General features: G+C 65.3%; 21 protein-coding genes. 11 read left to right on the top strand and 10 right to left on the bottom strand.

Annotated elements, in window-relative coordinates:
• Positions 1-68 precede the first annotated feature (68 nt).
• From ACVILL_RS16375 to ACVILL_RS16355, 5 genes are all read left to right on the top strand, one after another.
• The gene (locus ACVILL_RS16375; protein WP_456729996.1) at positions 69-1,130 is read left to right on the top strand and encodes a ligase-associated DNA damage response exonuclease; all 1,062 of its coding nucleotides are present in this window, start codon (positions 69-71) and stop codon (positions 1,128-1,130) included.
• Positions 1,127-3,010, top strand: coding sequence for a cisplatin damage response ATP-dependent DNA ligase (locus tag ACVILL_RS16370; protein ID WP_456729995.1), 1,884 nt, complete (start codon positions 1,127-1,129; stop codon positions 3,008-3,010). Before ACVILL_RS16375 ends, ACVILL_RS16370 begins: the two co-directional genes overlap by 4 nt.
• A gap of 158 nt (positions 3,011-3,168) precedes the next feature.
• A complete protein-coding gene (locus ACVILL_RS16365; RefSeq protein WP_456729994.1) occupies positions 3,169-3,474 on the top strand; it encodes a DUF6460 domain-containing protein in 306 nt (101 codons plus the stop codon).
• 22 nt (positions 3,475-3,496) lie between these two features.
• A complete protein-coding gene (locus ACVILL_RS16360) occupies positions 3,497-4,231 on the top strand; it encodes an MBL fold metallo-hydrolase (protein WP_456729993.1) in 735 nt (244 codons plus the stop codon).
• A 119-nt stretch (positions 4,232-4,350) separates the two neighbouring features.
• On the top strand, positions 4,351-5,676 hold the full coding sequence (locus ACVILL_RS16355) for an MATE family efflux transporter (RefSeq protein WP_456729992.1): 1,326 nt from the start codon (positions 4,351-4,353) through the stop codon (positions 5,674-5,676).
• Between the two features lie 91 nt (positions 5,677-5,767).
• Here the strand turns inward: ACVILL_RS16355 and ACVILL_RS16350 are convergent, their stop codons facing one another.
• Both ACVILL_RS16350 and ACVILL_RS16345 read right to left on the bottom strand, forming a co-directional pair.
• Positions 5,768-6,865 carry a quinone-dependent dihydroorotate dehydrogenase gene (locus tag ACVILL_RS16350; protein WP_456729991.1) on the bottom strand — a complete coding sequence of 366 codons (1,098 nt, stop codon included), beginning with the start codon at positions 6,863-6,865 and terminating at the stop codon, positions 5,768-5,770.
• Positions 6,862-7,206: a DUF952 domain-containing protein gene (locus ACVILL_RS16345; protein ID WP_456729990.1), complete on the bottom strand. Its 345-nt coding sequence runs from the start codon at positions 7,204-7,206 to the stop codon at positions 6,862-6,864. Before ACVILL_RS16345 ends, ACVILL_RS16350 begins: the two co-directional genes overlap by 4 nt.
• A gap of 208 nt (positions 7,207-7,414) precedes the next feature.
• On the opposite strand from ACVILL_RS16345, the gene ACVILL_RS16340 reads away from it, so the two are divergent.
• On the top strand, positions 7,415-8,068 hold the full coding sequence (locus tag ACVILL_RS16340; RefSeq protein WP_456729989.1) for a S24 family peptidase: 654 nt from the start codon (positions 7,415-7,417) through the stop codon (positions 8,066-8,068).
• A 179-nt stretch (positions 8,069-8,247) separates the two neighbouring features.
• Here ACVILL_RS16340 and ACVILL_RS16335 read toward each other — a convergent pair whose 3' ends face one another.
• From ACVILL_RS16335 to ACVILL_RS16310, 6 genes are all read right to left on the bottom strand, one after another.
• Positions 8,248-9,033, bottom strand: coding sequence for a class II aldolase/adducin family protein (locus ACVILL_RS16335; RefSeq protein ID WP_456729988.1), 786 nt, complete (start codon positions 9,031-9,033; stop codon positions 8,248-8,250).
• Positions 9,034-9,273: 240 nt separating this feature from the next.
• On the bottom strand, positions 9,274-10,926 hold the full coding sequence (locus ACVILL_RS16330; protein ID WP_456729987.1) for a lysine--tRNA ligase: 1,653 nt from the start codon (positions 10,924-10,926) through the stop codon (positions 9,274-9,276).
• 187 nt (positions 10,927-11,113) lie between these two features.
• A complete protein-coding gene (locus tag ACVILL_RS16325; protein WP_456734276.1) occupies positions 11,114-11,941 on the bottom strand; it encodes a transporter substrate-binding domain-containing protein in 828 nt (275 codons plus the stop codon).
• Between the two features lie 286 nt (positions 11,942-12,227).
• A complete protein-coding gene (locus ACVILL_RS16320; RefSeq protein WP_456729986.1) occupies positions 12,228-12,818 on the bottom strand; it encodes an SCO family protein in 591 nt (196 codons plus the stop codon).
• Positions 12,819-12,836: 18 nt separating this feature from the next.
• Positions 12,837-12,971: a hypothetical protein gene (locus ACVILL_RS16315; RefSeq protein ID WP_276486903.1), complete on the bottom strand. Its 135-nt coding sequence runs from the start codon at positions 12,969-12,971 to the stop codon at positions 12,837-12,839.
• 221 nt (positions 12,972-13,192) lie between these two features.
• On the bottom strand, positions 13,193-13,660 hold the full coding sequence (locus tag ACVILL_RS16310) for a hypothetical protein (protein WP_456734275.1): 468 nt from the start codon (positions 13,658-13,660) through the stop codon (positions 13,193-13,195).
• A 280-nt stretch (positions 13,661-13,940) separates the two neighbouring features.
• On the opposite strand from ACVILL_RS16310, the gene ACVILL_RS16305 reads away from it, so the two are divergent.
• Positions 13,941-15,599, top strand: a complete 1,659-nt coding sequence (locus tag ACVILL_RS16305) for an FAD-binding dehydrogenase (protein ID WP_456729985.1) — start codon at positions 13,941-13,943, stop codon at positions 15,597-15,599.
• 112 nt (positions 15,600-15,711) lie between these two features.
• Here ACVILL_RS16305 and ACVILL_RS16300 read toward each other — a convergent pair whose 3' ends face one another.
• Positions 15,712-16,080, bottom strand: a complete 369-nt coding sequence (locus ACVILL_RS16300; protein ID WP_456729984.1) for a hypothetical protein — start codon at positions 16,078-16,080, stop codon at positions 15,712-15,714.
• 11 nt (positions 16,081-16,091) lie between these two features.
• Between ACVILL_RS16300 and ACVILL_RS16295 the strand changes: the two genes are divergently transcribed.
• Complete coding sequence (locus ACVILL_RS16295; RefSeq protein ID WP_456729983.1) at positions 16,092-16,370, top strand: hypothetical protein; 279 nt, start codon at positions 16,092-16,094, stop codon at positions 16,368-16,370.
• Between the two features lie 70 nt (positions 16,371-16,440).
• On the opposite strand, the gene ACVILL_RS16290 is transcribed toward ACVILL_RS16295, so the two are convergent.
• On the bottom strand, positions 16,441-16,788 hold the full coding sequence (locus ACVILL_RS16290) for a winged helix-turn-helix transcriptional regulator (protein WP_146988880.1): 348 nt from the start codon (positions 16,786-16,788) through the stop codon (positions 16,441-16,443).
• Between the two features lie 323 nt (positions 16,789-17,111).
• On the opposite strand from ACVILL_RS16290, the gene ACVILL_RS16285 reads away from it, so the two are divergent.
• From ACVILL_RS16285 to ACVILL_RS16275, 3 genes are all read left to right on the top strand, one after another.
• Complete coding sequence (locus ACVILL_RS16285) at positions 17,112-18,566, top strand: CDGSH iron-sulfur domain-containing protein (protein ID WP_456729982.1); 1,455 nt, start codon at positions 17,112-17,114, stop codon at positions 18,564-18,566.
• 79 nt (positions 18,567-18,645) lie between these two features.
• Positions 18,646-19,569 (top strand): alpha/beta hydrolase family esterase, encoded by a 924-nt coding sequence (locus tag ACVILL_RS16280; RefSeq protein ID WP_456729981.1) that lies wholly within the window; start codon positions 18,646-18,648, stop codon positions 19,567-19,569.
• Positions 19,570-19,747: 178 nt separating this feature from the next.
• Positions 19,748-20,098, top strand: a complete 351-nt coding sequence (locus tag ACVILL_RS16275) for a RidA family protein (RefSeq protein ID WP_456729980.1) — start codon at positions 19,748-19,750, stop codon at positions 20,096-20,098.
• Positions 20,099-20,122 lie beyond the last annotated feature (24 nt).

Below are 20,122 nucleotides of genomic sequence, written 5' to 3'. Positions count from 1 at the left end.
GATGGATGCGCCGGTCAAGCCCGCACGTGACGGCTAAACATCGCGGATCGAGCGCCTATATTGGACCCATGCGCCCGCAAGACATCCTGATGCCCGTCCCGGCCGGGCTTTGCTGCAAGCCCGGCGGCTTCCACATCGATCCTGTCAGGCCGGTCGAGCGGGCATTGATCACGCATGGCCATTCCGACCATGCACGGGCGGGTCACGGCGCGGTTCTCGCGACCCAGGAAACGCTCGACATGATGCGGCTGCGCTACGGCGAGAATTTCGCCGGCTCCGTGCAGGCCGTCGCCTATGGCGAGGAGATCAGGCTCGGCGACGTCACGGTGACGTTTCATCCCGCCGGTCACGTGCTGGGCTCCGCCCAGATATCGGTCACCTGCAAGGACAGGCGCATCGTCGCCTCCGGCGACTACAAGGACACGCGCGATCCGACCTGCGCGCCGTTCGAGCTCGTGCCCTGCGACGTCTTCATATCAGAGGCGACCTTCGGCCTGCCGGTGTTCCGCCACGGCGACGCCGCCGGCGAAGTCAACAAGCTGCTCGCGTCCGTCAAGCTGTTTCCGGAGCGCGCGCATCTGGTCGGCGCCTACTCGCTCGGCAAGGCGCAGCGCGTGATCGCGCTGCTGCGTGAGGCCGGCTACGACGCGCCGATCTATCTGCACGGCGCGATGGAGAAGATCACTTACTACTATCAGGAGCGCGGCATTCCGCTCGGCGAGCTCCGGCCCGCGCGCGGCATGAAGAAGGCCGAGCTCGCCGGCACCATCACGCTGGCACCGCCGAGCGCGACCTCCGATGTCTGGACGCGCCGCTTTCCCGATCCGGTCACCGCCTTCGCCTCGGGCTGGATGCGCGTGCGCGCCCGGGCTCGGCAGGGCGGCATCGAGCTGCCGCTGGTGATCTCGGATCATGCCGACTGGGACGGGCTGACGGCGACGATCGCGGCGACCGGTGCCGGCGAGATCTGGGTCACCCACGGCCAGGAAGACGCGCTGGTGCATTGGTGCAAGACCAAGGGCCTCGCCGCGCGGCCGCTCGATCTGGTCGGCTATGGCGACGAGGACGAAGGCGAGACGGCGGCGATCACCGGCGAGGCCCAGCCCGTCGGCGAGACCACGAAGCCATGAACCGCTTTGCCGAGCTGCTCGACCGCCTCGCCTACGAGCCGGGCCGCAACAACAAGATCAAGCTGCTGGTTGCCTATTTCCGCGAGACCGAGGACCCCGACCGCGGCTACGCGCTGACGGCGCTGACCGGCGCGCTATCGTTCAAGCACGCCAAGCCGGGCCTGATCCGCGACCTGATCACCGAACGCACCGACCCCGTGCTGTTCGGCTACTCCTATGATTACGTCGGCGATCTCTCCGAGACTGTCGCGCTGATGTGGCCGAAGTCTTCCAGTGCGCATCACAACGAGTCTTTGCTGGACCACCCCTCTCCCCGCCCTCGAGAGCGAGCTTCGCTCGCCTCAGACCCCGCAAGGGGGGAGGGAGCCCAACCGCCGTACTCACCTCACAGCGATGTTGAAGGAATCGACGTCAGTGAGGGACGCATCACTGGACAGGCTCCCTCCCCCCTTGCGGGGGAGGGTTGGGGAGAGGGGTACCGCGGGCGAGCTGTCGCCGAGACTCCACGCACGCACAACAACCCGCCACCCCCGACGCTGACCGACGTCGTCACCACTCTGCGCACCCTCGGCAAGGCCGAGCTGCCGGCGCAGCTGGCGCGCTGGCTGGACGAACTCGACGAGACCGGACGCTGGGCGCTGTTGAAGCTCGTCACCGGCGCGATGCGGATCGGGATCTCGGCGCGGCTCGCGAAGACCGCGGCGGCCGCGCTTGGCGACAAGGACCCGCACGAGATCGAGCTGATGTGGCCCGGCCTGTCACCGCCCTATCTCGACCTGTTCGCCTGGCTCGAGGGCCGCGGCGACAAGCCAGTCAACCGTGATCCGACGCCGTTTCGTCCGGTGATGCTGGCGCATGCGATCGAGGATGCTGACTTTGCCAATCTCGACGCCGCCGATTTCAGCGCGGAATGGAAATGGGACGGCATCCGCGTGCAGGCGGTGTCCGGCCGCGACGCGCGCGGCCACGTTCAGGCGCGGCTCTATTCGCGCACCGGCGAGGACATCACCGGCAGCTTCCCCGACCTCGTGCCGTCGCTGCATCTGCCCGGCGCGATCGACGGCGAATTGCTGGTGCTGCGCGACGGCCGCGTGCAGACCTTCAACGTGCTGCAGCAGCGGCTGAACCGCAAGGTGGTCTCGCCGAAGCTGATCAAGGAGTTTCCGATCCATCTGCGCGCCTACGACCTGCTCGGCGACGACGAGAATGATCTGCGCGAGCTGCCCTTCAGCGAAAGGCGCGCGCATCTCGAAGCGTTCGTCGCCAGGCTGAACGATCCGCGCATCGATCTGTCGCCGACCGTTCCGTTTGCGAGCTGGGAGGAATTGGCCGCGGCGCGCGCCGATCCGAAGAGCGCGGGCGCCGGCGACGATGCCGATGCGGTCGAGGGCGTGATGCTGAAGCGGCGCGACGCGCCCTATCTGCCGGGACGGCCGAAGGGCCCGTGGTGGAAATGGAAGCGCGATCCGCACATCATCGACGCGGTCCTGATGTATGCCCAGCGCGGCCACGGCAAGCGCTCGTCCTATTACTCCGACTATACGTTCGGGGTCTGGACCCGCGGCGAGGCCGGCGACGAGCTGGTGCCGGTCGGCAAGGCCTATTTCGGCTTCACCGACGAGGAACTGCTGCAGATCGACCGCTTCGTCCGCCGCAACACCATCGAGAAGTTCGGTCCCGTCCGGCATGTCGTCCATGAACCGGATCAGGGGCTGGTGCTGGAAGTCGCGTTCGAGGGCTTGCAGCGCTCGCCGCGCCATAAATCCGGCGTCGCGATGCGCTTTCCCCGGATCAGCCGGCTGCGCTGGGACAAGCCGCCGCGCGAGGCCGACCGGCTGGAGACACTTGAACGGATGTTAATCTCCATGACAGGAAGTTAAATCCGCAAGCCGCATGGCAGCCATTGATCGCGCCCCGCGGGTTTCCCATGTGGTCCGCCGTGACCTATAATGCGGGCGATTCCGTCGATCTTGATTTGACGCGTTTTCTTCACGCGAACCGGTGCCCACTTCGCTTGAAAACGCTATTGGAGAAAGCGATGCCAGACAACATCCGGGACTTGCCGGCCGGCCACAGCGACGGCCTGTACCGCTTTCTCGGCGGTTCGCCGCTCTCGGTGGCGTTCCGGCTGATCCTGCTCTCGATCCTGGTCGGCGTCGTGCTCGCCGCGATCGGCCTCGACCCGTGGAACATCCTCATCAGCATCCGCCGCCTGTTCCAGAGCATCTGGGATTTCGGCTTCGATGCGATCAACTGGGCCTGGCGCTACTTCCTGCTCGGCGCCGTGATCGTGATCCCGATCTGGCTGTTGTCGCGGCTGTTCGGCGCGCCGCGCGGCCGCTGATCCCAGGGAAAGCTCGCAGCCGATGCAACTACGATTTGTCGGCTGCGGCGATGCATTCGGCTCCGGCGGCCGCTTCAACACCTGTTTCCACGTCAGCGGCGCGCGGGCCAATTTCCTGATCGATTGCGGCGCCTCGTCGCTGCCGGCGATGAAGCAGCTTGGGGTCGACCGCGACGCGATCGACCTGATCCTGATCACGCATTTCCACGGCGATCATTTTGCCGGCCTGCCGTTCTTCCTGCTCGACGCGCAATTCTCCCGCCGCACCCGGCCGCTGGTGATCGCAGGTCCCGAAGGCATCGAAACCAAACTGCCCGAGGTGATGGAGGTGATGTTCGAGCACTCTTCCAAAACCAGGCAGCGCTTCGACCTGTCCGTCGTCACCCTCGCGGCGCAGGAGCGGCGCAGCTTCGGCGAAGTGACCGTGGCGCCCTACCCTGTGGTGCACGGCGAATCCGGCGGTCCGTTCCTCGCCTATCGGATCGAGGCGGAAGGCCGCGTCATCAGCTATAGTGCCGACACCGAGTGGACCGACGCGCTGATCCCGGCCGCCGAGGGCGCCGACCTCTTCATCGCCGAAGCCTACACCTACGAGAAATTGGTCAAGAACCATCTTAGCCTGAAAACGCTGGAAGCGCATTTGCCCGCTATCAACGCCAGGCGCGTGGTGCTGACCCACATGAGCGACGACATGCTCGGCCGCGTCGACGACCTGCCCTATACGGCGGCAAGCGACGGCATGGTCGTGGTGTTCTGATCATACGTTGCGTTGCGGGCTACCCCGCCCCCTCGCCATCGCATTGCTCTGACAACAATTCCGGCATGGCCGCGCGATGGATGACGCGGTAAAAACGTGCATTCCTTGCAATCGTAGCCATGCACGCGCCCATTCATCAGAAGATCACGACCCGCCAGGTGTTCGCCATCGCCGGTCCGGCGATGGTCGCCAACCTGACCACGCCGCTGATCGGCATCGTTTCGACCACTGCGATCGGCCGCCTCGACGACGCCGCGCTGCTCGGCGGGGTGGCGATGGCCTCGGTGATCTTCGATTGCCTGTTCTGGCTGTTCGCCTTCCTGCGCATGAGCACGCTGGCCTTCACCGCGCAGGCTCAAGGCGCGGGCGAGCCACAGGAATATGCCGCGATCCTGGTGCGCGGCTTCATCGTCGCCGGGCTGATCGGCGTGGCGCTGATCGCGCTTCAGGTGCCGCTCGCCGCGATCACGTTCCAGCTGATGGGCGGCAGCGAAGGCGTCACGCGCGCGGCCAGGACCTATTTCATTATCCGGATCTGGTCGGCGCCGCTGGCGCTCGCCAATTATGTCATCCTGGGCTGGCTGGTCGGGCAGGCGTGCGCCAATCTGGCGCTGGCGCTGCAGATCGTGATCAACATCATCAACATGATCGCAACCGTGCTGCTGGTGCAGGCCTATGGCGCCGGCATCGCTGGCGCTGCGATCGCCGCCGTGCTCGCCGAGACCGCCGGGTTCGCGGTCGGCATCGTCGTGGCGTGGCGGATCTCTCAAGGCGGCTTCGCCGTTCCCGCGGCCACCCTGTTCGACCGCGCCAAGCTGATGCGCATGCTGGCCGTCAACCGCGACATCCTGGTGCGCACCGCGGCGCTGATCGTCGTGTTCCTGTTCTTCACCGCCAAGGGCGCGCGCGAAGGCGACGTCACGCTGGCGGCCAATTCGGTGCTGAACAATTTCCTGCTGGTGAGCGCCTTCTTCCTCGACGGCCTCGCCAATGCCGCCCAGCAGCTGTGCGGCCGCGCCTTCGGCGCGCGCGATGCACGCGGCTTCGCCGATTCGACCCGGCTGGTGCTGCTGTGGGGCATCGGCTTTGCGCTCGTGGTCTCGGTGCTGTTCGCGCTGTTCGGCCCGGCGCTGATCAATCTGATGACGACCAGCGACGACGTGCGCCGCTATGCGCGCGACTTCCTGCTGTTCGTGATCCTGGCGCCGCTGCCCGGCGTGTTCGCCTTCGGTTTCGACGGCATCTATGTCGGCGCGACCTGGGCGCGCGAGATGCGCAATCTGATGCTGGCCTCGCTCGCGATCTTCCTCGCCAACTGGTGGGCGCTCAGCTCGTTCGGCAACACCGGATTGTGGATCGCGCTGATCGGCTTCTACGTCACGCGCGGCGGCCTGCAGGGCCTGCGCTATCCGGCGATGTTCAGGAAGACGTTCAAGGCTGCGTAGGTCTGTAGCCCGGATGAAGCGAAGCGAAATCCGGGGTTCACGCCCGCAGCGAACTGTCCCGGATTACGCTTCGCTTCATCCGGGCTACAAGCTATCTCACCGGCCAGTCCTCGGCCGTGATCGTCGCAGCGTCGGCACCGACGATCTCCGATAGCGAGTCGCGCCCCGTGCGCAGCAGGGTCGAGGACAGGTCGCGCTTGATGTCGTCGACCAGGCCGATGCCCTTGTAGACCAGCGAGGAATACAGCTGGATCAGGCTGGCCCCGGCGCGGATCTTGGTCAGCGCGGCGCCGCCGCTGTCGATGCCGCCGACGCCGATCAGCGGAAACGCGCCTTCGACCCGGACATAGGTCTCGGCCACCATCCGCGTCGACAGCCGGAACAGCGGACGGCCCGACAGGCCGCCCTGCTCATTCGCACGGTTCTCCTCGCGCAAGGTCGAGGGACGCGCCAGCGTGGTGTTGGCGACGATCATGCCGTCGACGCGCCGCGATCGGGCGATGTGCACGACGTCGTCGAGCTCGGCGAGGCTGAGGTCCGGCGCGACCTTCAACAGCACCGGCGAATCGCCGGCGTTCTTGCGCACGCGCTCGCGGGTATCGATCACCCGCGCCAGCAAATCGTCGAGCGCCGCCGATTGCTGCAGATTGCGCAGACCCGGCGTATTCGGCGAGGAGACATTGACGGTGAAATAGCTCGCGACCGGCGCAAAGGTCTCGATCAGCTTCACATAGTCGGCAGTGCGGTCCGGCGAATCCTTGTTGGCCCCGACATTGACCCCGATGATGCCGCCGCCGCCGGCGCGCGCGGCGAGCCGGCGCAGCACGGCTTCGGCGCCGTCATTGTTGAAGCCCATGCGGTTGATGACGGCCTCGTCGCGCTCCAGGCGAAACAGCCGCGGCCGCGGGTTGCCGGCTTGCGGCTTCGGCGTCACCGAGCCGATCTCGACAAAACCGAAGCCGAGCCGCAGCAGCGCGTCGGGTACCTCCGCGCTCTTGTCGAACCCCGCCGCCATGCCGATCGGGTTCGGGAAGTTCAATCCGAAGGCGCGCACCGCGAGCTTGGGATCATCCACACGTTGGCGGATCGGCGGCAGCAGCTTCAGGCCCTGGATCGCCATGCGATGGGCATCTTCGGGATCGAACCAGCGCAGCAGCGGCAGCGAGAAGGCGTCGAAGGCACGGATCACGGCTTGAGCTCCGGAACGTCGTGGCCGCCGTCGGAGCGCGCACGCAGGTCGAGGATCTCGACGACCGCGCCGAGGTCGAGTTCGCCATAGAGATGCGGGAACAGCTCGTCATTGCGCGATCGCTCCCAGCGCAGCGCGTCGCCGAGCGCGTCGGCATCGACCGCGACCAGGAACAGCCCGGTTTGCCCGTGGTAATGCTTGCGCGCGGTCTCGGCCACCTGGGAGGCGGTGGAAAAATGGATGAAGCCGTCGCGATTGTCGTCCGCACTGCCCCGGTACACGCCCTGCCGCTCGGCTTCGCGCCAAGCCGAAGCGGGGGTGATTTTGTAGATCATAGGCACGGCCCGGCCTTCCCTTTTGTCCTTGAGTCTCTTGGGGTTTTATCCGGATTTGAGGGGTAATGCCCCAGACGCCATCTGGCGAGCGAGGGACCGTATCGGCGGCGGCGGCGCAACTCAAGCCGTGGCGGGACACACCGCGCGGCAGAATTGCGAAAACCGCGAATTTCAGGCAATAATTCCTAAGATACCAACCGGGGGGATGTCTTCGATGGCCAAGCAGCCCAAAGCCACCCGACCGCTGACGCACGCGCAGGTCTGGGCCGCGCTCGACCGGCTCGCCGAACGTGCCGGCCTGTCGCCGTCCGGCCTCGCCAAACAATCCGGTCTCGATCCCACCACCTTCAACAAGTCCAAGCGCGTGACCGGCGACGGGCGCGAGCGTTGGCCGTCGACCGAATCGCTCTCCAAGGCGCTGGCCGCGAGCAATGCCAGCATGGAGACCTTCGTGCAGTTGCTCGGCGACGGCCCGCGCGGCGGCCAGTCGGTGCCGTTGCTCGGTTTCGCGCAGGCCGGCGCCGGCGGCTATTTCGACGACTCAGGCTTTCCCGCCGGCAAGGGCTGGGACGAAGTGGCGCTGCCGGCGACATCAGACGAGCACGCCTATGCGCTGGAGATCGAGGGCGACTCGATGAAACCGGCCTATCGCGAAGGTGACATCATCGTGGTGTCACCGGCGACCGCGATCCGCCGCGGCGACCGCGTCGTGGTGCGCACGACCGGCGGCGAGGTGATGGTGAAGGAGCTGAAGCGACGCACCGGCAAGGTGCTGGAACTGGCGTCGCTCAATCCGGAGCATCCCGACCGCATGCTCGACGCCGAGGAAGTCGCGTGGATCGCGCGCGTGGTGTGGGCGAGCCAGTAGCGGGCCGAACCGGCGACCACAAAATCGGTGTCGTCCCGGGCAAGCGAAGCGCGACCCGGGACCCATAACCACCGATGATTGTTGCGCCACCACGCTGGGGCCACAGCCTGCTCTAACAACGCAACCCTGTGGTTATGGGTCCCGGCTTTCGCCGGGACGACGGTGGAGTTTGACGCGAACTACGTCGCGTAGTCCGGCTCCTTGCGGTCCAGCATCCGCTTCAGCGCATCGAAATGCCGCTGCGACGGGGACGGGCCGTTGTAGAGATGGTCGTCGCGGAAATCGCGCTTGGTCTTCTCCACCACATGCTGCGGCAACTGCTTGAGCGGCTGCTGGGTCCACATCGCGTAGATCTGCACCTGCGCGGCGCGCTCGATGTAGTAGAGCCGGTCATAGGCATCGGCGACGGTTTCGCCGACGGTCGAGATGCCATGGTTGGCCATGAACAGGATGGTCTTGTTGCCGATCACCTTGGCGAGCCGCGCGCCTTCCTCCGGATCGAGCGCGGGACCGGTATAGAGATCGTCATAGGCGATCGCCTCCGACAGCCCGACCTCGGTCTGGCCGATCTCCTTGATGCGCGGATCCTCGAGCCGCGTCAGCGCGCTCGCATACGGCATGTGGGTGTGGAACACCGCCCTGGCCTGCGGCAGCGCCTTGTGGATCGGCGCGTGGATGCAATAGCAGGAGCGTTCGACCTCGCCCTCGCCGCGCTTCACCTCGGCATCGTCGATACCGACTTCCATAAAGGACGACGCGGTCACCTCCGACCAGTGCATGCCGAACGGGATCTGGTAGTAGCGGTCGGTGCGCCCGGGAACCACGAAGGTGAGATGGTTGAAGATGCCTTCCGAAAAGCCGTGGATGTAGGCGAGCCGATGCGCCGCCGCGAGATCGACCCGCGCCTGCCATTCCTCGGCGCTCAAACTGTCCTGCAGCGATGTCGGCGAAACCCTGAACTGCATGCGCATGCTCCCATCTGTGCCGGCCGCTCAATGGAGGCCGCGCTGATTTTATGCGAGTGAGTGTAGCGCAATCCGGCGCCAGCCTTCGGTGAAATTGCCGATGCCTGCCATCCGAATTTTGCGGGCTCGCCGTCAATATGTGATGATGCGCTGCGACGTCGCGCCGCACGAAGCGGCCTGCGTGCGACCAGTGACGGCCTGCGCGACGCGGCACAGGCCGAGCGATGAGCGGCGCGATCTCTACGACGACCGCGCCAGCGCGCCGTCGATCATGTTGACCGCGTTCTGGACGCCGTAGACTGCGACGAAGGAGCCGAAGCGCGGGCCCTTCTCCTGGCCGAGCAGCACCTGGTAGAGCATGTTGAACCAGTCGAGCGAGACGCCGGGACGGCCGTCCTTGCCCTTCTTGACCATGTCGAGGAACGGCTCGCGCCGGCCGATCTCGTAGACCACGTTCTGGATGTCCTCCGCGGTCGCGTCCGCCGGCATGTTGGCGAGCGCATCGCGCAGATCCTGCAGCGCCGCGCGCTCACCATCGGTCGGCTCGCGGAACTGCTTGGTCGGCGCCACGAAGTCGCGATAATAGTTGATGGCGTAGCCGACCATCGCGTCGAGCTTCGGATGCGTCTCGGGCGTCACGCCCGGCCGGTAGCGGCCGATGAAGCCCCACAGCGTCTCGGCATTCTCCGCGTTCGACGACGACACCAGCGTCAGCAGCAGCTGGAAGGTGACAGGCATGTCGGCCTGCGGCGGCTTGCCGGAATGGATGTGCCAGACCGGATTCTGCAGCTGCTGCCGCGCCTCCTGCCGGGTGAAGCCGTCGAGGAATTGCTGGTAGTCGTCGACATTGCGCGGGATGACGTCGAAATAGAGCCGCTTCGCGGCCTTCGGCTCGCGATACATGAACAGCGACAGCGATTCAGGCGAGGCATAGCGCAGCCATTCGTCGATCGTCAGGCCATTGCCCTTCGACTTCGAGATCTTCTGCCCCTTCTCGTCGAGGAACAGCTCATAGTTGAAACCCTCCGGCGGCGTGCCGCCGAGCGCCGAGCAGATCTTGCCCGACAGCTTCACCGAGTCGATCAGGTCCTTGCCGGCCATTTCATAGTCGACGCCGAGCGCATACCAGCGCATCGCCCAGTCCGGCTTCCATTGCAGCTTGCAGCGGCCGCCGGTGACGGGAACGGTGACGGTCTCCTTGGTATCGGGGTCTTCGTAGGAGATCGTGCCGGCCTTGGCGTCATGCGCGGTCACCGGCACATAGAGCACGAGGCCGGTACGCGGGCAGATCGGCAGGAACGGCGAATAGCTCGCCGCGCGCTCCTCGCGCAGCGACGGCAGCATGATCGCCATCACCTTCTCGATCCGCTCCAGCATGCGCAGCAGCGCGGCATCGAACCGGCCGGAGGTGTAATACTCGGTCGAGCTCGCGAACTCGTAGTCGAAGCCGAACTGATCGAGGAAGGCGCGCAGCCGGGCGTTGTTGTGCTCACCAAAGCTCGGATGGGTGCCGAACGGATCCGGCACCTTGGTCAGCGGCTTGCCGAGATGCTGCTCGAGCAATTCCTTGTTCGGCACGTTGTCCGGCACCTTGCGCAGGCCGTCCATGTCGTCGGAGAAAGCGAGCAGGCGCGTCTTGATCTTGTCCTCGGTGAGCACCCGAAAGGCGTGGCGCACCATCGTGGTGCGCGCGACCTCGCCGAAGGTGCCGATATGCGGCAGGCCCGAGGGGCCGTAGCCGGTCTCGAACAGCACCTCGTCCTTCGGATTATCCTTGGGATTTTTCTTCAGCCGCGCCACAATCGCTTTCGCCTGCTCGAACGGCCAGGCGTTGGATTGTTCGGCGAGCGCCCGCAGGTCGCTCGGGCTGGCGGCAAGATCAATCACTGACATTCCTCAGGCTTTCTCCAAAAAGGCCGCGAAAGCTAACGCTTTCGCAGAAAAATGCAAAGTTTGGGCGATTTCTGCCCATCCGTCATTGCGAGGGAGCGAAGCGACGAAGCAATCCATGCCGATTCGGCGGCGGCAGTTGGTGGATTGCTTCGCTGCGCTCGCAATGACGCGGATGGTGCGGCGTACGTCAGAACGGGCTGATCGAGAAATAGCGCAGCCACAGATCGGTGAAGCGGCCTTTTTCCCAGATCCGGAACAGCGCCCAGTTCAGCGACTGCCGCAGCAGGTCGTTGCCCTTGCGCACGGCGATGCCGACACCCTCGCCGAAATAACGGCTCTCGACGAAGGGGCCGCCGGAGAACGCGCAGCATTCGGCGGAATCGGTGCCGTTGATCCAGAACGCGAGCGAGATCGCATCGCCGAAGATGAAGTCGACCTCGCCGCGGCGCAACGCCGCGCGCAGCGCGTCGTTATCCGGATAGGAATGGATCTCGGCGTCGGTAAACATCGCCTTGAGGTAGGCCTCGTGCGAGGTACCGGCGATGACGCCGACCTTCTTGCCCTCGAGATATTCGGGGCGGATTTCCGGCATCACGTTGTCGCGGCGCGACGCGAAGCGCGCCGGCGCGCGGTAATAGGGATCGGTGAAGTCGACCTTGGCGCGCAGCTGCGGCGTCACCGCCATCGAGGCGATGATGGCGTCGCCCCGGTTGGTGGCGAGCGCATCGATCAGGGTCTCGAAGCGGCGCATCTGGATGGTGCAGGTGACCTTGATCTCGTCGCAGAGCGAACGTGCCAGGTCGACGTTGAAGCCGGCCGGATTGCCGTCCGGACCGGTGAAGTTGAACGGCGGATAGTCGGTCTCGGTCAGGAAGCGGATCACGGTCAGGCGCGACAGGTCCGGACGGTCCGGGCGGCGCCGCGGGTCCCAGAAGCCCGGCACCGCCTGCGGCGCGGCCTCGCTCGCCTTGGGCGGCATGGTCGGGGCCGACGAACCGGCAGCGGCCGGGGGCATCGCCTGCGCCGGGGCGGGCCTGGCGGGCTGAGCCGTTGCAGGGGCTGTCTTGGCCGCCGGGGCCTGCGGTGCTGCCGGAGGCGTCTGCGCGACCGCGGGGCCCGCCGCAGCCAGCACAACGGCCGCCATCATTGCCGCACCCAGGCTGAGCTGGCGCGAGCGGACGGCAAAGGGCTGGGCGGGCAGATTTGGCATAACCGGCAATTTCAGGAAATTGGACGGCTTATAGACCATTCGGCGCCCGATGCGAGCGCCGATTGGGTTAATTCTGAACCGGAAACGGCGGTCAGAGGTACCGTTTGAGATCGGCTGCCGCCTCTTCCGGCGTCCGTTTCAGATTGAACGGCGCGACGAAATGACCGTCGCGGTCCATCAGATAGATCAGCGCGGTGTGGTCCATCGTGTAGTCGCCATCCTTCAGCGGCACCTTCTTGGCGTAGACACGGTAGCTCGACAGCACCTTGGCGATCGCGGCGGGATCGCCGGTCAGGCCCTTGAGGTGCGGATCGAAGCTCGACAGGTAATCCTTCATCGCTGTGGCGGTGTCGCGTTCCGGATCGACCGAGACGAAATAGGCATTCACGCGATCGGCGTCCTTGCCCATCGCCTTCAGGACCTCCGAGATCTCGAACAGCGAGGTCGGGCAGATGTCCGGGCAATGGGTGAAGCCGAAGAAGATCAGCGTCGGCTTGCCCTGAAGGTTCTTGTCGGTGATGGTCTGGCCGGACTGGTCGGTGAGCTGGAACGGCCCGCCGATCGCGGCCGGCGCGGCGACGGTGCGCAAGCCGCCGACCGCCCACAGCATGAGGAACAGGCCGACCGCCAGACTGCCCGCGAAGGCAGCGAAGATCACCAATGGGCGCGTGGTCCGGGGCATGATGCGAGGGCGTCCTTGTCAGAAGCAGGCGGAGATGCCGGCCGTGATCATTTCGAAAAACACCGCGGTCCCGTAGTGGAACCAGAGCGCGGCAGCGGCAAGCAGGGCCAATCCGCCGATGCCGGCAGCGCCCCACAGGATCGCAGATGCCACCCGGCCCTGCGGAGCCACAAGCTCGGATCGGGTGAGGATCGGCTGAACCATGAGCTTGAGATAAGCCGGGTTCCGGCACGCAGCAAGCGCGCTGGCGGTCGCGGGCCGTCAAATGATAGCGAGGCGATCCTCAACGCGAACCCCGCCATGCCCGGCTTGCCACCGAGGACACCGAACCCGGGGTCAAGCGCTCAATGAGTGGACGCTCAATGAGTGGCCGCTCAATGAGTGGACTTGGGCGCCGAAGCCTGGGCGTTGAGGTAGCACGGCTTGTACAGCGCCTGCAGTTGCTTGCCGCGCAGGAAGATCATGCGCCGGGTCAGGCCGCCGCGCTCCGTGATCCATCTGCGCACCGCCGGCGGGTACATCAGGTACAGCATATGGGTGGCTTCGGGATTCGGGACCGGGCGGCCATTGTCGCCGTAGTCCCAGGCGGCATGGAAGCCGAGACTGGCGTGCGAGGTCACACAGATCCGGTCATGAGGAACCTTGCCGAGCACGATGGTGCAGGCCGAGGCGCACAGCCCGTCGATGATCACGGTCTCACCGGACGTGCGCAGGTCCTGATACCTGTCGACATAGACCCCAATTTTTCCGCCGCGATCGTCGGCGATCCTGACCACAGCTTGAGACGCCCCCATTCCCGCCAGCAGGAGAACCGCAGCGAGCAACCCCGTCATCAACTTCATTTTGGCCAGCCCCAGTCGAGACCGAATCTGTTTGGTCTGTGATGCAAGACAATCGTGAGCGTGTTGCGGCGGTGGATTTTTGTCCAGACGAGCGACACCAGTCAAAACAAATTCAAATTGGGTGTTGCGCGCGCGCTGCAGTGGGCCAGGGGAAAGGTCCCAAACTGGAACAACTTGCCGCAACTGTTTGGTGCCCTCGCCGCCACAGGCAAGGTCCATTTGACGTTGACCGCGCGCAATGAGGCGGTCTTGAATCGCGGCGGGACGGGGGGAATCAAACATGGCCGACGATGCAGATGTGATCGTGATAGGCGCCGGACTTGCCGGTCTCGTCGCCGCAACCGAGATCGCCGACGCAGGCAAACACGTCATTGTGCTCGACCAGGAAGGGGAACAGAGCATCGGCGGCCAGGCTTTCTGGTCGTTCGGCGGACTGTTCCTGGTCGATTCGCCGGAACAGCGCCGGCTCGGCATCAAGGACTCCGCAGACCTCGCACTACAGGACTGGATGGGGACCGCGGGTTTCGATCGTGACGAGGATCACTGGCCGCGCAAATGGGCCGAAGCCTATGTCGCGTTCGCAGCCGGCGAGAAGCGCGACTGGCTGCGCGCGATGGGCCACCGTATTTTCCCGGTCGTGGGCTGGGCGGAGCGCGGCGGTTACGACGCGATGGGCCATGGCAATTCGGTGCCGCGCTTCCACGTCACCTGGGGCACCGGCCCCGGCATCGTCGAGCCGTTCGAGCGCCGCGCGCGCGAGGCTGCGAAGAGCGGATTGCTGGCGTTCAAGTTCCGCCATCGTGTCGATGCGCTCAGCGTCAGCAACGGCACGGTCGACGGCGTCAGCGGCGCGATCCTGGAGCAGACTTCCGTCGAGCGCGGCAAGAGTTCCTCGCGCAACGTCGTCGGCGACTTTTCCCTGCGCGCGCAGGCGGTAATCGTCGCCTCCGGCGGGATCGGCGGCAATCATGACCTGGTGCGGCAGAACTGGCCGAAGCGGCTCGGCGAGCCGCCGAAGTTCATGATCTCAGGCGTGCCCGAACATGTCGACGGCCGCATGATCGGCATCACCGAGGCCGCGGGCGGCCGGCTGATCAACCGCGATCGCATGTGGCACTATGTCGAGGGCATCCAGAACTGGAACCCGATCTGGCCGCGTCACGGCATCCGGATCCTGCCAGGCCCGTCGTCGCTGTGGTTCAACGCCACCGGCAAGCGGCTGCCGGCGCCGCTGTTCCCGGGCTCCGACACGCTCGGGCAACTGCACTACATCATGGGCACGGGCTACGATTATTCGTGGTTCATCCTGACCCAGAGCATCATCAAGAAGGAGTTCGCGCTGTCGGGCTCGGAACAGAACCCCGATCTCACCGGCAAGAGCTGGCGGATGACGGTCAAGCGCGCCACCAACAAGGGCGCGCCGGCACCGGTGGAGGCCTTCAAGCAGCACGGCGCCGACTTCATCGTGCGCGACAATCTCGCCGACCTCGTCGGCGCCATGAACAAGCTCGCCGGCAACGATCTGCTGAAACTCGACGCCATCAGGACGCAGATCGAGGCGCGCGATCGCGAGATCACCAATCCCTACGTCAAGGATGCGCAGGTGATGAACCTGCACAATGCGCGGCGCTATATCGGCGACAGGCTGATCCGGACCGCGAAACCGCACCGCATCCTCGACCCCGAGCACGGTCCGCTGATCGCGGTGAAGCTCAACATCCTCACCCGCAAGACGCTCGGCGGCTTCGAGACCGACCTGGATTCACGCGTGTTCGGCAGGGATCACCAGATCATCGGCGGGCTCTATGCGGCCGGCGAAGCCGCCGGTTTCGGCGGCGGCGGCGTGCATGGCTATCGCTCGCTGGAGGGAACGTTCCTCGGCGGCTGCCTGTTCTCGGGCCGCAGTGCCGGGCGCGCGGCGGCGAAGGCCGTGAGTTGAGGCAAGTCCCCTCGTCACGGAAGAAATGGCGAAACGGAAATGGAAGAGCCCGCCGGGTTTGAACCGGCGGGCTCTCGTCATTGAGCCAGAATTGCTTCAACTGTCCTGGCGCTCACGCCACCTTGGTGAAGAGCGTAAGAATGCCGTTGCTGAGATTGACCGCGACAACCTGTGCCGAGCTCAGGCCCTTCGCCTTGAGCGCGGATGTCGCTTCGGTGGACGCGTCGATGGAACCCCGCAGGTTCCGCAGGTCTTCTTCGCTTGCCTTCGCGACAACAGCCTCGACCCTTGTCCGGACTTCGGGCTTCAGGTCCTTGACGTCCACGACCTGTATGCTCCGGATGACGTTGGACTCCTCGGACTGAGCCTGCGGTGCCTGCGGCGGCGTCTTCGGTTGCGTTCCCTGCGTTTGCGCCAAGGCAGGTGTTCCAAGCGAGAGCGCCGCAGCGATGATGGATGCCGTAGAGATGCGGATGCGCATGAGCATTCCTTGTGTTGATTGCCCCCAACACATCCCGCGACAACGAGCTTTCCTTGCGTATGGTTCCGGCCGGACGTCCATTAAAGCAATATGAAGTGATGGAACCGCCGCAGGGGGCGCCGCCAAAATATCGAAAACAACCCCATGCAAAGGAGTCGGCGGTGACCGGCATTCGGAAAAACGACTTGACGCGTCGGGCAACTCAGGGGCATACTTCTAATATTCCGAAATTCTGCAAATGTCCCTCGCCCAAGGCGGCGCATTTGGCGTTTGCGGGCTTCTGCAACTGACGCTTCCACGTCGCAGGCGGGAGAGGGGACGCGCCTTGGTACGCGGCGACAGCTCAATCCCATCTTTGCCCTACTCCGCCTCCGCGCTCGCGAAGCGGACGCCGAACGTGTCGGCATTGGCCTCGCCCCAATCATAGAGCGCCTGCAGCATCGGTTTCAGCATCTCGCCGCGCTTGGTCAGGCAATAGCGCGAGGAGCCGCCGCCGCGCTCCTGCTTGACGAAACCCGAATTGCAGAGATCGCGCAGGCGCTCGGTCAAAACCTTGTCGCTGAGCTGCGGGATGTCGTGGCGCAATTCGCCATAGCGCATCGGCCGGACCTTCAGCCGGCTCAGGATCACGGTCTTCCATTTGCCGCTGAGCTGATCGATCGAGAACTCGACCGGGCAACCATATTTGCGCTTGGTCTTGCGGATCATCGCAGTCTCCCGCGTAGGGCAATCGCATATGCCGCTGCTGCCGCTGTGGAGCAATAGGGCCTCGTGGTTCGAGACGCGCCGCAAGCGGCGCTCCTCACCATGAGGGTCTGGGATTGTACCGCAAAACGAGGCCTCATCCTGAGGAGCCCGCCGAAGGCGGGCGTCTCGAAGGATGGCCGCGAGAATAGTGCCCGCCAGATTTCCTTCATATGCGATAGCCCACTCTCCCGCGGCACTTTCCATCTGGTTCGTTGAGCGCCGCCATCGATCCATCTAAGCACGCCTTGCACGGGTTGGGCGAGTTCAGGGATCAAAAGCAAGGCATGACAGACGACAATTCCGCCCAGGGTCCGAGCGACAGGCACAATCGCAAGCGCATCATCGTCAGACGCAACGGGCCCTACGAAGTCGAGCCCGGCATTCCGATCGTCGATCATCTCGGCGTGCCGATCGCAGCCGACGAATCGGTGCGGCTCTGCCGTTGCGGACAATCGCAGACCAAGCCGTTCTGCGACGACAGCCACGTCGCGCGCGGCTTCACCGACGCCCGCGATCCGCGGCGCGTGCCCGACAAGATCGAGGTCTATGCCGGGCAGCAGGCGTTCGTGTTCGACAATCGCGGCACCTGTGCGCATTCCGGCTTCTGCACCGGGCGGCTCAATTCGGTGTTCCATCTCGGCAACGAGCCCTTCATCGCGCCGAGCGGCGCGCGGCTCGACGACCTCATCAATGCGGTGCGCCGATGCCCCTCGGGCGCGCTCGGCATCGGCATCGGCCCCGAGCGGGATGCCAATCTGTCCGACGTCAGCCGGCCGCCGCAGATCGAAGTGTCGAAGGACGGTCCCTATCGCGTCACCGGTTCTGTCGAACTGGTCGATGAGGACGGCATGTCGATCACGGGGAATGCGGGCGCGTCGCAGGAGCATGTCAGCCTGTGCCGTTGCGGCGCGTCACTGAACAAGCCGTTCTGCAGCGGCATGCACTGGACCGTCGGATTTCACGATCCCGTTCCCGATCCGGTGCGCGAACCGACGCTGTTCGAATGGGCCGGCGGCTATCCGGCGCTGCTCGACATGACGCGCATCTTCTATAGCCGCTACGTGCCGGAAGATCCGCTGCTCGGCCCACTGTTCGCCGAGATGTCGCCGGATCATCCCGAACGGGTGGCGGCGTGGCTCAGCGAGGTGTTCGGCGGCCCGCGCTTCTACACCGAGCGCTATGGCGGCTATCGGCGGATGGTGTCGCAGCATATCGGCAAGGAGATCCGGCCGGAGCAGCGCGCGCTGTGGGCCACCTACATGGTGCAGAGCGCCGACGATGCCGGGCTGCCGTCCGATCCGGAATTCCGCGCCGCCTTCGTCGCCTATATCGAGTGGGGCTCGCGGATCGCGGTGGAGAATTCCGGAGCCGATGCGAAACCGCCGCCGAACATGCCGGTGCCGCGCTGGTGGTGGGTCTGCAATGCGACGCCGGCGGCGCGGCCGTCCGCGATCGCAGCCGACGCGCAGACTGCGAACGACGTCGGCGTGGCCCTGCCCGGCAACGACGAGACCGTGCTATTCGAAAAGCATATCCGGCCGCTGTTCCGGCCGATGGATCGCAACTCGATGCTGTTCGCCTTCGACCTCTGGAAAGAGGAGGATGTTGCGAGGCATGGTCGGCAGATTCTGGCGCGTCTTGAGGCCGGCACGATGCCGTGCGACGGTGCCTGGCCGGCTGAGCAGGTGGCGTTGTTCGCACGCTGGGCCGGCGCATTGAAGGCGCCAACTCGATCGTGAAGCCGCGGCCCGGCCAGACCGGTTGAACCCACCTCGCCGGCGTGCTGCAATCGTCGCGACAGGGCGGGTTTCCAAGGCGATGCGACAGTGCCCAATCGGCGTGCTGGCTGTGGCCGGCGTACTCGCCTTGAGCAACGCGCCGGCGAAGGCGGATTCGCTCGCCATCAACGGCACGACACGCACATTCACGCTGCAGCCACCGGCGACCAGGCCTGCGCCGCTCGTCATCGTGCTGCACGGCAATACCCAGAGCGGCGCCGACATGATCACGCGGACATCATGGCCGCTGATCGCCAGGCGCGATGGCTTCGCGGTGGCCTATCCCGATGGATTGAACCACGCCTGGGCCGACTCGCGGCCGGACGCGCGGCGCGCCGGCCATGCGCCGCCTGAAGGCACCGACGACGTCGCCTTCATCACGCAGTTGATCGCAAAGCTCGTGGGCGACGGCATCGCCGATCCGAAGCGGATCTATGTCACCGGCATCTCCAACGGCGGCGCGATGGCGATGACGCTGGCCTGCGAACGCGCCGGCCTGTTCGCCGCCGCGGCCAGCGTCGTCATGAACCTGACAGATGAATCCGCGCCGGCCTGCTGGCCGCAGCGTCCGGTGCCGATGCTCCTGATGAACGGCACGGTCGATCCGCTGATCCCCTACCAGGGCGGACGCGGCACCAGCACTTTCGCAGCCGACGAATTCTGGTCGACCGAACGCTCCCTGCAATTCTGGCGACGCATCAACGGCTGCGAAAGCAACGACGCCGCGACCGCCGATCTGCCCGACCGCAATCCCTCCGACCAATCGACTGTGACGCGGATCGACTCGGACTGTCCGCAAGGACGTGACGTGGTGCTCTATCGGGTCAATGGCGGCGGTCATCGCATGCCCGGCCACTTTCCGGATGCGCATTTTACCAAGCTGGCGGCCGCGCTGCTCGGACCGCAGAACGGTGACATCGACGGCGCCGACACAATTTGGGCGTTCTTTGCGCGATTTCCATGAGGTGCGCGCTGCAAAATGCGCAGTGGCGGCGGGCGCCGTGGCAGTATAGAGGTTTGGTTCTGATCAAATCAGAACCAGACCTCTCGATCTCTTGTTTTGACGCGTTTCTTCACGCGAACCGGTAGCCACTTCGCTTGAAAACGCTATAGACATGCCCGCCAGTCAAGTGGAGACCCAAATGAGCATTCAGCGTTTCGAAACCGGCCCGCGCATGAGCCAGGCCGTCGTGCACGGCAACACCGTCTATCTCGCCGGCGTCGTCGCCGGCAAGGCCGCGGGCGGCAGCGTCACCGACCAGACCAAGGAAATCCTGTCGATCATCGACGGTCACCTCGCCAAGGCCGACACCGACAAGTCGAAGCTGCTCAGCGCGACGATCTACATCACCGACATGAAGACGTTCCCGGAGATGAACGCGGTGTGGGACCAGTGGGTCTCCCAGGGCAACACCCCGGCCCGCGCCACCGTCGAGGCCAAGCTCGCGGCGCCGCAGTACAATGTCGAGATCATGGTCGTCGCGGCCAAGTAAACGCGCGCACGCCGATCGAGCGAG

It is taken from the genome of Bradyrhizobium sp. USDA 3364 (genome assembly GCF_054056355.1).
The sequence above is the reverse complement of the archived record's forward strand: the minus strand, read 5'-3'. Positions and strand labels throughout refer to the sequence as shown.